10 protein-coding genes are annotated in these 14,785 nt (G+C 47.5%); 3 read left to right on the top strand and 7 right to left on the bottom strand.

What is annotated here, in order from left to right; translation table 11 throughout:
- Window positions 1-6: 6 nt before the first annotated feature.
- A complete protein-coding gene (locus H6F90_RS16700; protein ID WP_190553485.1) occupies window positions 7-2,304 on the bottom strand; it encodes an AMIN domain-containing protein in 2,298 nt (765 codons plus the stop codon).
- A gap of 547 nt (window positions 2,305-2,851) precedes the next feature.
- Here H6F90_RS16700 and H6F90_RS16695 point away from each other — a divergent pair.
- Window positions 2,852-4,039 carry a TRC40/GET3/ArsA family transport-energizing ATPase gene (locus tag H6F90_RS16695; RefSeq protein WP_190436281.1) on the top strand — a complete coding sequence of 396 codons (1,188 nt, stop codon included), beginning with the start codon at window positions 2,852-2,854 and terminating at the stop codon, window positions 4,037-4,039.
- Window positions 4,040-4,227: 188 nt separating this feature from the next.
- On the opposite strand, the gene H6F90_RS16690 is transcribed toward H6F90_RS16695, so the two are convergent.
- The 4 genes from H6F90_RS16690 to dnaA form a co-directional block, all read right to left on the bottom strand.
- On the bottom strand, window positions 4,228-4,977 hold the full coding sequence (locus H6F90_RS16690) for a hypothetical protein (protein ID WP_190553484.1): 750 nt from the start codon (window positions 4,975-4,977) through the stop codon (window positions 4,228-4,230).
- A 7-nt stretch (window positions 4,978-4,984) separates the two neighbouring features.
- Complete coding sequence (locus H6F90_RS16685; protein ID WP_190553483.1) at window positions 4,985-5,317, bottom strand: hypothetical protein; 333 nt, start codon at window positions 5,315-5,317, stop codon at window positions 4,985-4,987.
- 168 nt (window positions 5,318-5,485) lie between these two features.
- Window positions 5,486-6,676, bottom strand: coding sequence for a DNA polymerase III subunit beta (dnaN, locus tag H6F90_RS16680; protein WP_190553482.1), 1,191 nt, complete (start codon window positions 6,674-6,676; stop codon window positions 5,486-5,488).
- 611 nt (window positions 6,677-7,287) lie between these two features.
- Window positions 7,288-8,697 carry a chromosomal replication initiator protein DnaA gene (gene dnaA / locus H6F90_RS16675; RefSeq protein ID WP_190436271.1) on the bottom strand — a complete coding sequence of 470 codons (1,410 nt, stop codon included), beginning with the start codon at window positions 8,695-8,697 and terminating at the stop codon, window positions 7,288-7,290.
- A 1,218-nt stretch (window positions 8,698-9,915) separates the two neighbouring features.
- On the opposite strand from dnaA, the gene H6F90_RS16670 reads away from it, so the two are divergent.
- Together H6F90_RS16670 and def are read left to right on the top strand one after the other, a co-directional pair.
- Window positions 9,916-11,046: an HhoA/HhoB/HtrA family serine endopeptidase gene (locus H6F90_RS16670; RefSeq protein ID WP_370588034.1), complete on the top strand. Its 1,131-nt coding sequence runs from the start codon at window positions 9,916-9,918 to the stop codon at window positions 11,044-11,046.
- A 64-nt stretch (window positions 11,047-11,110) separates the two neighbouring features.
- Complete coding sequence (gene def, locus H6F90_RS16665; RefSeq protein WP_370588032.1) at window positions 11,111-11,674, top strand: peptide deformylase; 564 nt, start codon at window positions 11,111-11,113, stop codon at window positions 11,672-11,674.
- A gap of 35 nt (window positions 11,675-11,709) precedes the next feature.
- Here the strand turns inward: def and argS are convergent, their stop codons facing one another.
- Both argS and nadC read right to left on the bottom strand, forming a co-directional pair.
- The gene (gene argS / locus H6F90_RS16660) at window positions 11,710-13,479 is read right to left on the bottom strand and encodes an arginine--tRNA ligase (RefSeq protein ID WP_190553480.1); all 1,770 of its coding nucleotides are present in this window, start codon (window positions 13,477-13,479) and stop codon (window positions 11,710-11,712) included.
- Between the two features lie 53 nt (window positions 13,480-13,532).
- Window positions 13,533-14,414 carry a carboxylating nicotinate-nucleotide diphosphorylase gene (gene nadC, locus H6F90_RS16655; RefSeq protein WP_190553479.1) on the bottom strand — a complete coding sequence of 294 codons (882 nt, stop codon included), beginning with the start codon at window positions 14,412-14,414 and terminating at the stop codon, window positions 13,533-13,535.
- Window positions 14,415-14,785 lie beyond the last annotated feature (371 nt).

Below are 14,785 nucleotides of genomic sequence, written 5' to 3'. Positions count from 1 at the left end.
AGGGGGTTAAGGCGATCGCAGCACTTCCGTCAGGCGTACTTGTAGAACTTGACCTGGTTGGAGCTTCGCAGGTTTGGGGGAAGCCAAGTAAGTCACTGCTGCACCCGCTGCTGCACCCCCGATCACCTCTTCGCCAGATAAACCCCCCACTAGGGCTCCAGCCAACGCTCCTAGAGCTGAATTTCTCACAACTTTATCCTGTGCAACTTTTAGTTTGCCTCCCAGAAGTGCTGACTCAGCTGCGAGCGGTACATTTCGACCTTGTAAGTTGATGGCCTGCGCCACAAAGCGGCTACCACCACTCGTCGTTTCAAAGCGTCCAATGACGGGTGCCCCAGTTGGAGCCAAGATGCTACCGTTGCGATCGCGAATCTCTGTTTGCAGCAACAGCACTTCTTGCTGCGGTGCTCCTGGCTTTAGCTCCAAAGCTTCAGTCCCAGAATATTGCAGTTGTAATGTGGTGCCAGTGGGCAACACAATTCCACTACCCACAGCCACTAAGCTCGAGTTTTCTGGTTGTGCGGCTTGTGGAGTGGGCGGACGTTCAAAATCCAATTCGGTAGGAGCGGCGCTAGTAGTTGAACGAGTCAAGGGTGGCACGGTGACCGGAGTGGTAGTTCTAGCGCTGACAGCATTGGGAGTTTCTACAGGTAAAGGTTCGGCCCCTGCTTCCAAAGTCGGCAAGCTGGGAGGCAGGGCGGCAGCAGGCGCGGAGCTGGTAGCGGCTAAAGGTTGACCAAACTCAATTACCCGTCCCACAACTTCATCGCCATCTGTTGTTCTAGGTGGTTTGGACGCGTCTACCGAGATCGTACGGGTCGGTGCAGATTGTGGCGTAGACGACAACGATGGCACGGTTACAGTGGCGCTGGGCTGTGGCGTAAAAACCGCTGGAGGCAGTCCTGGCACAGCTTCAGTATTAGTAGCGTCAGTTGACACGCGATCGCCTGATGGAGGCACCTGAGTAGAGGCAGTAGTACTGTTCATCGGCGGCACACTCACGGTTACAGACTGCTGCGATCGAAAGTTAGCAGGGGGTAATACTGCTGTCTCTAGGTCTGGTGTCGGTCGAGGCAGATTTGCGGTAGGTTTCACCTCCGGTTGAACAGGTGCAACAGGAGCCGTTTCTACTGGCTCTGCCACAACGGGTACTGCTGGTGGCTGAGGTTCTGGCAACGGTTTAGATACAGGAGTCACCACAGGAGTTGGAGCGATCGCTGTACTTGTGGCCCGGTTGGGTTGAGCTGAGGGAGCAGGTAGGGGCGGCTTGACTGCTGACTGTGCTGTTGGTTGGGCGGCTGTTGAGGGTGCAGGCGATTTTGGCGGCGCAGATGGTTTTGCTGGCGTAACTGGAGATTGGCGATCGCGAGTTGGAGCACTCTGAGTCGGTCTGGGTGTCGGCGTAGGCGTAGCAGTAGTCACCTCAGGCGACAACCGAGGGCTAAAGATGGCTGTGTCTGAAGGTGCTGGTGCTGGCCCTAATAGGTTAGATGGTTGAGGAGATGGTGCTGTTGGAGCTGCGATCGCAGGGGACGATTCCGGTGAGGGTGCAGATGAGTTATCAAATGAACGATCGCCAGGTGCTAATAGGTCGGCAGCATTTCTCGTAATTCGACTTCTTGGAGGAGCAGCAGGGGTAGTTGGTTGCGATCGCTCATTTGTGACCACAGGTGGAGAGGGTTGCAAAGTGGGTTGCGATCGCTGAGTACTGGATGCAGCAGGGGCAGATGGCTGTACCGATGGGGGAGTAGGGGCAGCGGATTGGGGTTTGGTAGCGACGGTAGCTGATGCAGCAGGTTTGGCAGCGACGGTGGGCGTAGAGGTACTATTACCAGCAATTAAAGGACGCAGCACCCAACGAGTGCCTGCCTTGCCAGTGCCAGCCTGTTCTAGCTTCACCTGACCTGGCGCAAACACCACATTAGGAGCAAGCTGCATGACGATGCGGGTAGACCCAGCTTGCTGCTGTGAGACCCGAATTTGTTGCACGGGTCCAGACAACGTTTGCTCGGTTGGTACTGAACCCATCTGTGTGTTAGGTAAGTCCAGCACAATGCGGGCAGGTTTCGCGAGCAGGAAATAGCGGGGTTGGGTGCCTTCTGGGACCGTGATTTCTAGCTGATTGGCAGTTGAGTTAAATTGCCATTGAGTTAGGACAGCTGCCTGAACTGGGGCCATCTGGGCGATCGCTCCTATCAATCCAGCGCTAACCCCAAGCGTCGCCCAGAGGCAATTGCCCGACAGCGCCAGCGAAATCAATTGTTGCCGCAACGGTAATCCCCACACCGATTTCTGATTTTGCATCGCTTTTAAGCTTTTGACTAAGCAAGACCCAATCTTGGCATTCAGGATAATCGTACTGCCTGAGATTGCAATACTTAAATTTAAGAAAGTTTTTCTAGATGATTTTTACCTGCGGGGCGTAAAGACTTTCAGCGCTTTTAGCGGGCATTTAGAAGCCTCCCTCTAGACTGAAACAGCACTCCAGCAAGACTTGCTAAGGTGTAAAAGGACGTTTAAGTCCAACTTGGCAAAAACTATTGTCAATCTCTCTTCTCTCGACTCGTTATCAGTTTAGAAGTTTAGGAGCCGCTAATGTCCAATCACGATTTATTGATGCTCGTCATGCTACTCACACCTGGAATTCTGCTTTCAGCCTTGATCATGGCGGCTTTTGCGGCGGGTGGTTAAGTTCGCGATTGATTCGCAATAAGCTTGCGATCGCACCCTAGGCTCTGTTGCCAGTCCCTTGAGCTTGATAGCTGAGATTGATCCCTCACTCCTGGCTTTGTAAAGTAGGGATAATTAAGTAAATGAATGTTAATCATTCTTAGATAAGGCAAAATTATTCATGCGCGTAATTCTCATGACTGGCAAGGGAGGGGTTGGTAAAACCTCCGTTGCAGCAGCTACTGGGCTGCGCTGTGCCGAACTGGGCTATAAAACCCTAGTTCTCAGCACTGACCCTGCCCACTCTCTTGCCGATAGCTTCGACATGGAACTGGGGCATGAACCTCGAACCGTTCGTCCCAATCTCTGGGGGGCAGAACTCGATGCCTTAATGGAGTTGGAGGGCAACTGGGGTGCAGTTAAACGCTACATTACTCAAGTCTTGCAAGCACGAGGCTTAGAAGGGGTCGAAGCCGAAGAACTCGCCATCCTACCAGGCATGGATGAGATTTTTAGCTTGGTGCGGATGAAACGGCACTATGACGAAAACGAATTCGATGTGCTGATTATCGACTCTGCGCCCACCGGAACCGCTTTAAGACTACTGAGTTTGCCAGAAGTGGCAGGCTGGTACATGCGGCGCTTTTACAAGCCATTACAGAAGGTGTCTGCCGCCTTGCGCCCGCTGATTGAGCCCTTCTTTAAGCCTTTGGCTGGCTTCTCATTGCCTGACAACGAAGTCATGGATGCACCTTACGAGTTTTACCAGCAGATTGAAGCCCTCGAAAAAGTCTTAACTGACAACACTCAAACTTCGGTTCGCCTTGTCACCAACCCAGAAAAGATGGTGATTAAGGAATCCTTGCGGGCGCATGCTTACCTCAGCCTGTACAACGTGGCAACTGATTTAGTCATCGCCAACCGGATTCTACCGGATGAAGTCAGCGATCCATTTTTCCAAAAGTGGAAAGCCAATCAACAACAATATCGCCAAGAAATTCACGACAACTTCAGCCCCCTACCTGTTAAGGAAGTGCCGTTGTATTCGGAAGAAATGTGTGGGCTGGCTGCTTTAGAACGCTTGAAAGACACTCTATATAAAGACGAAGATCCAGCACAGGTTTATTACAAAGAAACCACTTTACGAATCGTGCAAGACCAGAATCAATACAGCTTAGAAGTGTATTTGCCTGGGATTCCCAAGAACCAAGTGGAGCTGAGCAAGAACGGCGACGAACTCAACATTCGCATCGGCAACCATCGCCGGAACTTGGTACTGCCTCAATCTTTGGCTGCTTTGCAACCCGCTGGAGCCAAAATGGAGGACGATTTCCTTAAGATTCGCTTTGCTGATAGCGTCCGAGTATAAACGTTCGGTCTAACCCGAATTTTCATCTCAAAAACTCGATTAAAAAGTAAATGGACAATGGGTTGAAAATACCTATTGCCCATTTATTTTTTGGATACAGTTAAAAAGGAACAACTACCATAGACAAGATCATAACTTCCATTATGATTTCCCTATTTTCAAACTTCAACTTCTATTTTTACTGGTGATCATGCTACCAGCATTTGCTTAAATTCATCAAATTCGATGTTATAGATTGACTGTGCATTTTCGTGTAAGGCAATAAGTACATTCATCATAGTGGGATAAATGTGCACTGTATAAGCTGCTCTATAACTAAAGTCAAGTTGCTTAACTTGATTAAGAAGATCATTAACATCAGATAGGTCAGGTTCTACAGTTTTTACAGTAGAACCAATTGAATATGGAAAAGATTGATGAAGCCTAATCTTATTAAAATTATTAGAATAAAATTTCAAAACCTTTTTTAGTACATTATTTCTAACACGAACGTTTCTATCTTGGTTAATCAAGACGTATGCTTGTAGTTGCAAGAGCTGAGGAAAGGTGTATACCTTATTCCGCTTCTCATTAAAAAGAGGAAGAACTATTTTTTCCTGTTCTAACGTACGTAGTTGCTTAAAGCTAATCTTGGTTAACCTACAAGCTATATTTCTATCAAATGAATCATTAATATTGAAAGCTGTCTTTCGACCATCTGAGTCAAGTATAGATACATCTTCACTGATATCAAAGGCAGGTTTATAACTTCCCCATCCCAAAAATTCGTACTGTTTCTGTCGAGCTTCTTCCCAAGAGATGGCTTCAATAACATTAATTAACTTTGCGCCCTCATCTAGCAAAGAACGAGCACTTTGATTGGTTGATGGAAAAAAATCGTAACTGCCATCCCCATTAATCCATAACTCATAGTTTGTTTGTTCTGTGGGAGAAGCCATATAGCAACTATTCCATAAGCTCCGGTACAAAAGCTTGACCTGTGATTACTTCTATATCAACTCGTACATCTGAACCTTCTTTCAAACGATTTGGAAAAGTTTTACTGACTGGTGCATTTACACCGCCTGCCTTTGCAGCACGTTCTATATAATCTTTAGCCTGTTGCAATGCCTCCTTTCGTACCTCTTTCTCAGTTAAAGTAAGGCTTTCTTCCAGTGTATCTATTTTCTGTTGTCCTTCAGCTCTAGTAAGTGGACTTTCCTGAGCCCAAGCACACGACTTTTCTACTCCCCCACCTTGAGCTTGTATTCGCCCTCTATGGGTAATTTTTTTCTTCATCTCTTTATAGGATGCTAAAAAGCAGTAGCAGAAAAATAGTGTTTTGTACCATATCTCGCTACAAAACACTGCTAACAGAGAAAAAACGTTATTTTAGAGTACTAGGCAGTTCTTTCCATGTACAGAAGCCGGAAAGGCCAGTAGTGGAAGCATAGTAATCTTGGACTTCTAGCTGCGAATTTGAACAGGCATGACCAAATAAGTCATTTTCACACTGCCTAAAGGCGTCAAAACTACAGGAGTCGTGGCTGAATTGAGCTGCATCTGAATCTCAGAAGTATTCAGGGCTTTTAAGCCATCCATCAGGTATTTGACGTTAAACGCCACATCCAAGCTGTCACCGCTTTCACTCGATACTTGAGCTGGAATCACTTCTCGGCCATTCCCTACATCTTGGGCATCCACCGAAAGCGCAATCTCCTGCTGTTCCAGATTCAAGCTGAGCTTGACCACATTATTTTTTTGGTCTGCTAAAACCGCAATTCGTTCCAACGCACCCAAAAACAATCGCCGTTCCACCGTCATCTGCCGAGAGAACTGCCGGGGAATTAGTTGGCGGTAGTTGGGATATTGGCCTTCCAAGAGGCGGCTAGTTAAGCGTTGATCAGCCCATTCAAACACTGCTTGGCTAGGGTTGAGGTGCAATGCCACGGCATCTTCGGCTGGGCGCATTCCTACCATGCGCTCTAACTCACGCAGTGTTTTGGCAGGAATGGTAACCGTGAGTTCGGTATCTGCGATCGCGGCTCCAGCTTGAGAATCTGGGGTTTCTCCCGTCGTCTGCACCACGGCTAAGCGATGACCATCCGTCGCTGCAAACTCCAAGCTTCCTTGCTGCAAGGTCAGATGCACACCCGTCAGAATTTGCTTCGTTTCATCCGCACTGGTGGCAAACAAAGACCCCTGCAAGCCTTGCACCAATGCTTCCACAGGCAAGTAAACCACTTCACCGTCTTCGATAACAGGCAACTCAGGAAACTCTACTGCACTGAGCCCCCGCATTTGATAGCGGCCAGAGGAGCAAGTAAGGGTTGCTTGCAATACATCGCTGGGTTCACCTGAGGCATCAGCGTTTCCTGCTTCATCAGCTAAATTAATTTCCCCTTCTGGCAAGCGCGAAACGATGTCATTCAGCAACTTGGCAGGCAGTGTAATTTCCCCTCCAGTTTCCACATGGGCCGCAAAACTGGTTCGAATTCCCAAACTCAGGTCAAATGCCGTCAGGCTGACTCGTTGTGCAGCCGCATCGGCAATGAGTAGCACGTTAGCCAAAACTGGATGAGTGGGTCGCGAAGGAATGGCACGGCTAACAAGCGACAGATTAGCGCTGAGATCACTTTGGGCACAGAACAATTTCATGGAAGTTTATTTAGCCGAGTTCTTCTCAGGAGGGTGTGACTTGAGCAATCTTGGTGGGGAGAACGACATCGTATCACTCTCAGCTTGAACAAGCTAGAGCACCTATTTTCAGCTTTGCCCTGATAGTCTATCTACTCTTCTCTTTAAAACTATTTTTTAAAGTAGTAGTAGTAGGGCCTGTGGAAAATGTGGAAAAACTTTTAAAAGCTTTATCCTGTCTAGATTTGAACCAATATTGCCCTGTGGAAAACCTGTGGAAAAAATAGCCAACTTTTCCACAGGGTATTTATACTTATCAAAGTTTTCCACCGATATTCAGAACTTTCCACAGGTTTTCCACAGAGTTTTCCACAGAAATAAGGGAGTTTTCCACAGGCAGATTTTGCTTAAAAATACTTAATGAAATTCTATTAAGTTCACTCATAATTGATTTCACTTTGTAGTATTTAGTACTGATGTATTGTATTTAGCGTACTACAAACTGCAAGTTCTCCTCCATCTTTTCTATAAAAGTTGGGAGCTAGAACCTAGGAGCAGCACAAGAGTTCTGGATTCTGGCTCCTGGTTTCTAGCTCCCAAAGACGAGCTGCTGTTATCAAAGGTGGGTGAGTCTACGATCGCTCTTTGCTTTGACTGGCTAAATTAATGCGATCGCTGAGTTGACGCAGAGTTTGGGCCATACCGGGATCGCTAGTACGGAGTTGAGCAATTTTGTCGCAGCTATACATCACAGTCGTATGGTCTTTGCCGCCAAATTCTTCGCCAATCTTCGGTAGGCTCAGGTCTGTGTGCTGGCGCATCAAGTACATACCAACTTGCCGCGCTAAGCTAATTTCCCGTCGTCTGGACTGGCCTTTAATCTCTTCTACCGCAATATCAAATACATCAGCCACCGCATTCATGACAGCTTCCGGTGAGGCTTCAATCTGCTCTACTGGGGGATTAAGGACGGCAGCAATATTTTCCACTCGCATCGGTAGCCCGGAAATTGAAATATAAGCCACTGCTCGAATCAGCGCCCCTTCAAGTTCCCGAATGTTGGAAGTATAGCTAGAAGCGATGTACTCAATCACCTCGCGAGGCAGGCGCATATTCTCGTACTCTGCTTTCTTTTGCAGAATCGCCATCCGAGTTTCTAAGTCGGGGGATTGGATATCGGCAATTAGCCCCATTGAGAATCGAGAGCACAGACGTTCTTGCAAGCGTGGAATGTGGTTAGGAGGGCGATCGGACGCGAGAACTACCTGTTTACCCGCTTCATGCAGGGTATTGAAGGTATGGAAAAACTCTTCCTGGGTATATTCCTTGCCTTCAATGAACTGAATGTCATCTACCAGCAACACATCGGCAGCGCGGTAATGCTCCCGAAAGCTTTGCATGCTGTCTTTGCGAATCGCAGCAATCAAGTCGTTAGTAAATTGCTCGGTAGAGACGTAGAAAATCTTGGAATCTGGGCAAATTTCTAACCGATAGTGGCCGATCGCCTGCATCAGGTGAGTTTTCCCTAGCCCTACCCCCCCGCACAAGAATAAAGGGTTGAACTCGCGCCCAGGAGACTCAGCTACTGCTAAAGACGCGGCGTGGGCCATCCGGTTGTTGGGACCCACCACAAAGCGCGAGAACACATATTTAACGTTGAGTTCCTTCGGCTTGGACTGCTGATTAGCGTAGGCTGCACTCGAACTACTGGCGTTGCTAATAGCACTGACGGCCGGTGTTTCGTTAGGAGAAGACCACAAAACCTCAGAATCGCCGTTGGTGGTTGCATCTCCCTCAGCGATGGTAATGTGAATCTCGACGCTATAGCCCAGAATGTCTTGAGCTACGTCAGCGATCGTCTTGACGTAATACTTCTGGAGCCAATTACGCGCAAAGGGGTTAGGTGTGCGAATGACTAAGCAATTGTTTTCCAGTTGCTCAACGCTGGCAGTTTTGATCCATGTCTCAAAGGTCGGGCGGCTCAGTTGCAGCTGTAGGCGCTCTAGTATTTGATTCCAGAGACTTTCAAGAGTGATTTCCACCGCTAACCTCTACCGCTGACGCTCAGGAGAACAAACATGAAGAACTAACTAGTAAACTATGCACCGAATCGACCTGGCAATAGGGAAATAATCCAACATCACCACGACACGAACAGGCCACCGGGCTTGCTGCTCAACATACCTGAAGTTTAGACTAATCTTCTATGTAGTGGTTCAAAGCAGGTTTTTGTTAGCAAACCACTATACATGGAGTGATTCGGTAAGGAGCAAAAAGCATTGAGAGTGGCGATCGCAGAGAAGTAAGCCATTTAACTTACTAACACGCTTCAGTATAATTACGGCTTGCCAACAGTGGGAGGCGCTAAGAGCGCCTTTAACGATAAAAGTTAAAACTAATAGCAATCGCAACAAAAAAATAACTTATCGAGCACTCAGAGCTAGGCCAGAGTGCCTTCAGTAAAATATAAATGTATTCCTGAATACTTATAGCATCTCCGCGGAGCCTAAGAAACTCCGACCAAACTTTCTGGCAGAAATGGCTAGGACTAGGGACAAAGGCTGTGGCGTGATCGTCCTGAAGAAAGTTTCTAAAATAAGAAGAGCTAAGTAAGGAAGGAGCAGGCGATCGCTGATAGCCATGTGATTGAGCATGAGAATTCCCAAAAGCTAACAGCAATCGGCCTGTCCGTGCCATTCATTCACCTGTGTTCATAAGCTATCAATTGGGTTTGTCAATCTTGTGTTCTCAAGATGAAATTGAAATGACGAATTTTGACCGACAAGGTGAGATTTTTCTCAAGATACATTGGGGACGTTACGGGAGCAAAAAGCCGAGTAAGTCAGTCTAATTCCTTGCAAATTACTGGAAATAGTTAGTTTCATTAACCTGGAATAAGAGTGTCACCCCGATGCCACATCGACTTCTTAGATTAAGAATATCTAGAGTCACTAACATTCAAGGGCTCTAATCAAAAGCTGTACATCAATCTAGCCAAGTCTGCGGGCATGAAGATCGACGTAGAACCTAGCATGAAAACGCAGACACTTTGCAAATTTGAGTTTATTGTTACCGAGGACTGAAGATAAATGGCAACAAATCACGACTCTGAGTTGCGTCGCTCTGAGACTCAGGATGGGGTAGAACAATCTGAGTTTGTTACAGTTACCCCTGCTACTCCTAAAAACAATGCTACCAGTCCAGCCATCTGGGCCAAGCCTGCAACTTATCTAGTGCCTCTCATGGTGGGAGCTGGATTGATGTTTGCGGGCGATCGCTGGTTCGCCTCTAAGCCTTCGCTAGCTCAACAAGCTGTAGCTCCCACCACAGTCGCTCAAATCCCAGCTTTACCCATTACTGCTGGCTCCAACTTTATCGCTACCGCAGTGGAGAGAGTCGGCCCTGCCGTAGTTCGCATCGACTCTGCTCGGACTGTGACTAGACGGACCCCAGCAATTTTCAACGATCCATTCTTCCGGCAATTTTTCGGAGCCGAGATTCCTTCTGGACCTGCTACCAGAGTAGAGCGCGGAACTGGTTCTGGCTTCATTATCAAAGCGGATGGGTTGGTTTTGACCAATGCTCACGTAGTAGATGGAGCCGATACTGTAACTGTGGCATTGAAAGATGGCCGCACCTTCAGTGGTAAAGTCATGGGCCAAGATCCAGTCACAGATGTGGCGGTTATCAAGATTCAAGCCAATAACTTGCCAACGGTTGAGCTGGGTAATTCTGAGCAAATTAGACCTGGTGAATGGGCGATCGCGATCGGCAATCCCCTCGGACTAGACAACACCGTAACCGCAGGCATTATCAGTGCGACGGGGCGGACTAGCTCTCAAGTGGGCGTTCCAGATAAGCGAGTTGGCTTTATTCAAACTGATGCAGCGATTAACCCTGGTAACTCCGGAGGGCCATTGCTAAATCAGCAAGGTCAAGTGATTGGTATGAACACCGCCATTATTGGTGGGGCACAAGGCTTAGGATTTGCCATCCCCATCAATACAGCTCAGCGGATTGCTAACCAGCTAGTCGCCAAGGGAAGCGTAGACCATCCCTTCTTGGGGATTCAAATGGCAACTCTGACGCCAGAGCTGAGAAAAACGCTCAACAGTGATCCCAATAGCAATATTCAAGTGCAAGAGGACCAAGGCATCTTAGTGGCAAGAGTAATGCGTAATTCCCCAGCCGCTAAAGCAGGTCTACGGATCGGGGATGTGATTCGCAAAGTGGACGGTCGGGCTGTGACCTCAGCAGATGAAATTCAACAAGCAGTAGAAAACAGCTCTGTAGGTGGCACGCTCCGTTTAGAACTACGCCGAAACGGCCAAACTCTCAACTTGGCAGTGCAACCTGGCCCCTTCCCAACTCAAACCGCTCAGAGTGAATAACCCGCTTTATCTTCGTCCTTAAACTCTTAGCCTTGCTAGATTGATATCAATGCAAGGCTTTTTTGTGGCAAGTCACAAGTATCAAGTTATGACCCAAGCCCGTGCGATCGCGCAATTAGGAAATCCTGTCCTCCGACAGCAAGCTCAAGCGGTTGATGAAATTCAAGATCAGCAATTACAGCAACTAATCGACGATCTACTCCTGACTGTAGAAAAGTCGAATGGTGTCGGGATTGCGGCTCCCCAAATTTCAGCTTCTTGCCGTTTATTTATTGTGGCTTCTCGTCCCAATCTTCGCTATCCTCAAGCTCCTACAATGGAGCCAACCGCAATGATTAACCCACGCATTGTGGCTCATACTAACGAGATAGTAAAAGGATGGGAAGGTTGTCTAAGTGTTCCAAATGTACGAGGATTAGTTCCTAGATACAGAACAATTACAGTTGAGTATTGCGCTCGCACAGGGCAACCACAACAACAAGAATTAACTGATTTTGTAGCTCGTATTTTTCAGCACGAACTAGATCATTTAGATGGGATTCTCTTCCGCGATCGCGTTGAGGACGAACAAGATCTTTTCACAGAGGCAGAGTATCAAAAACTGATCACTGAAGAAATAAAAGGGTAGGTACTTATCTACCCTTTCTTACAAGGCAGAAGTGCTTACATCCGTTCTAGAACTGGAATACCCAATAATGATAGGCCCAGCTTCAATGTTTTGGCTGTTAAATGGCATAGGACTAATCGCGAGGTTCGTATTGGCTCCTCGGCCATTAAAACTGGCAAACCACGCTCGCGGTCATAAATTTTGTTGAACAATTGACTCAGGTCAAACAAATACTGACAGACTCTATTGGGCAATAAATCTTGTTCAACTTCCTGAATGACGTCAACAAACTTTAGTAGTTGTTTAGCTATTGCAATTTCAAGGTCTTCTTTCAGGATAATTTGAACGTTTGTCCCCAATTGGTCAAAATTAACTTTGCCTTTGCGTGCAATCCCAGCAATCCGTGCATAGGTGTAAAGCATGTAAGGTGCTGTATTACCTTGAAGTGCCAACATTTTGTCGAAGCTAAAGATATAGTTACTGTTACGGTTTTGGCTTAAGTCGGCGTATTTAACTGCACTAATACCAACTACCTCACCAACCTGTTGCTTAAACTCTTCTGTTTCCTCACGTCCTTCTTCTGCTTGCAACCGAGTTTCTAAATCTGCGCGAGCCCGCACGATCGCCTCATCCAGCAAATCTTTTAACCGAATAGTGTCTCCAGAGCGAGTTTTCAGTCGCTTGCCATCCTCACCCTGCACTAAACCAAACGGCACATGAACAACTTCCACATTTTCTGGAATCCAGCCCGCCCGCTTAGCCACTTGGAAAAACTGAGCAAAGTGGTTCGACTGCCCCGCATCCGTCACATAAATAATGCGATTGGCTTCGTCTTGTTGAATCCGATAACGCAGCGCCGCTAAATCAGTTGTGGCGTAGTTATAACCTCCATCCGATTTCTGCACAATCAGCGGCAACGGTTGCCCCTCTTTATTCGTAAACCCCTCTAGAAAGACGCACTTTGCCCCTTGGTCTTCCACCAAAAGCCGCAGCCTGTCTAGGTCTTCAACCACTGCTGCCAGTAAGGGATTGTAAAAAGACTCTCCTCGCTCGGTCAGGTGGATATCTAGGCGATCGTAAATTGTCTGAAACTCCTGCCGAGACTGCTCACACAATAATTGCCAAGCTCTGACTGAGTCTTCTGCGCCAGCTTGCAACCGCACCACTTCTTGCCGAGAGGCTTCCTTAAAGGCTTCGTCTTCATCAAAACGCTGTTTGGCTCGTTTGTAGAAAGCCACTAAATCGCCTAATTCCAAAGCATTGGAAGTCGTCAAGGCTTCTGGGCAGGCTTCTCTTAAGTAGGTAATCAACATGCCAAACTGAGTGCCCCAATCCCCTACATGATTCAGCCGCAGCACATCATGCCCACGAAATTCCAAAGTGCGGGCAACAGAATCTCCAATAATCGTGGATCGTAAGTGCCCCACGTGCATTTCTTTGGCAATGTTAGGGCTAGAAAAGTCAACCACTACTTTTTGAGGCTGCTTTACTGGCTCAATCCCTAGTCGCTCTCCTGCCTGCATCGATCGCAATTGAGCGGCTAAATACTCTGGCTTGAGCGTCAAGTTGATAAAACCAGGCCCAGCAATGATGGGGGGAGCACAGAAATCAGAAACATTCAACTGCTGAACAATTTGCTCTGCGATCGCGCGCGGTGGCTGCCCCAACTTCTTCGTCAAGGAGAGTGGCGCATTAGATTGGTAATCGCCAAACTTGGGATTGCTAGCAGGCACCAATATTGGGTCTGTATCAGCTAACTCAGCCCCAAAGGCTGCAACAAAGGCTTGGCTAAACCGAGCTTTGAGTTGTTCAATCGTAGAGCTCATAACAAAAAATGAGAAGTGCTCAAGGCAAAACTACAAACTATCGCTAGTGGCTATCAATTACAATTATCAACCTCTAGCTTCATACTGAGGTCTAACCAAGTCGATCGCGTGATCGGAGCACTAGTAGAAACGTAGTCTACACCCGTTTCCGCTGCCGCTCTAATAGTTGCCAGCGTAATATTGCCTGAAGCCTCAATCTTAATCTGCTCATTTTTCTGCCGAATTAAACCCACGGCTTGTCGCATTACTTCCAAGGGCATGTTGTCCAACATAATAATGTCGGCCCCAAATTTCAGTGCTGCCTCGACCTGGGATAAAGTTTCAGTCTCTACCTCAATTGTCAGGGGGTAAGGAATCCGCGCTCGGACTTGAGCGATCGCCTCACCAATGCCTCCTGCCGCAGCAATGTGGTTATCTTTAATCATGACTGCATCATCCAAGCCCATGCGGTGGTTAACGGCGCCACCTACTTGAGATGCGTACTTCTCCAACAATCTCAAACCTGGTGTGGTTTTGCGCGTGTCTACTAGTTGAGTAGGTAAGTCGCCAATCTTCTCAACATACTGACGAGTGGCCGTCGCAATTCCGCTCAGTCGCATAGCTAAATTGAGAGCAACTCGTTCACCTGTCAACAGCGCGTCCATCGGTCCGTGTAGCCGAGCCACTACTCGACCAACCTCACAGTACTCGCCCTCTTTGATGTCCGTCACTAAGCTAACTTGCGCGTTCAAAATCTGAAAAACTCTCGCCGCGATTGGTAGACCAGCAATCACTCCAGCCTCTTTAGCGATCCATTTGGCTTCCCTCAAGTCTGTGGTTTGGCTTAAAAGACTTTGAGTGGTGCGATCGCCTCGCCCAATATCCTCTAGTAACCAGCTTTGCAGCAATTGATCTAAGACCAAAAATGGTGGCAATACGGCAGTTGAATTTTTCATGGAAGTCAAAGTTAAGCAGCAATCCCCTCTTTAACTCATACTCCCATTGAAGTGGGGTACTGAAGAGACAACAGCTTTCCGCCTTACTTACATTTACGAATGAACTTACTGCTAGGCATTTTTCTGAAAAAGCTTAGGTCAGAAATAGGCATTCCGGTCGCTATCCACAAGCTGCGATCGCTCAAACCAATGCAGTAAGGCCACTTGAGATAATTTCAGAAAAAATAGTTTTAGGGAGTTGACAGTCTGGCCTTGTTCTCGTTATATTGGCTAAGCGGTCGAGAGAGAAGGGGCGCGGAAGCGCACCGAATCAGTCGGCCCCCGCACCTAGAAAAGAGAATAGTTTGAAAGCCAAGATAGCACCCAATCCT

It is taken from the genome of Trichocoleus sp. FACHB-591 (assembly GCF_014695845.1).
Classification (GTDB): domain Bacteria; phylum Cyanobacteriota; class Cyanobacteriia; order FACHB-46; family FACHB-46; genus Trichocoleus.
The sequence above is the reverse complement of the archived record's forward strand: the minus strand, read 5'-3'. Positions and strand labels throughout refer to the sequence as shown.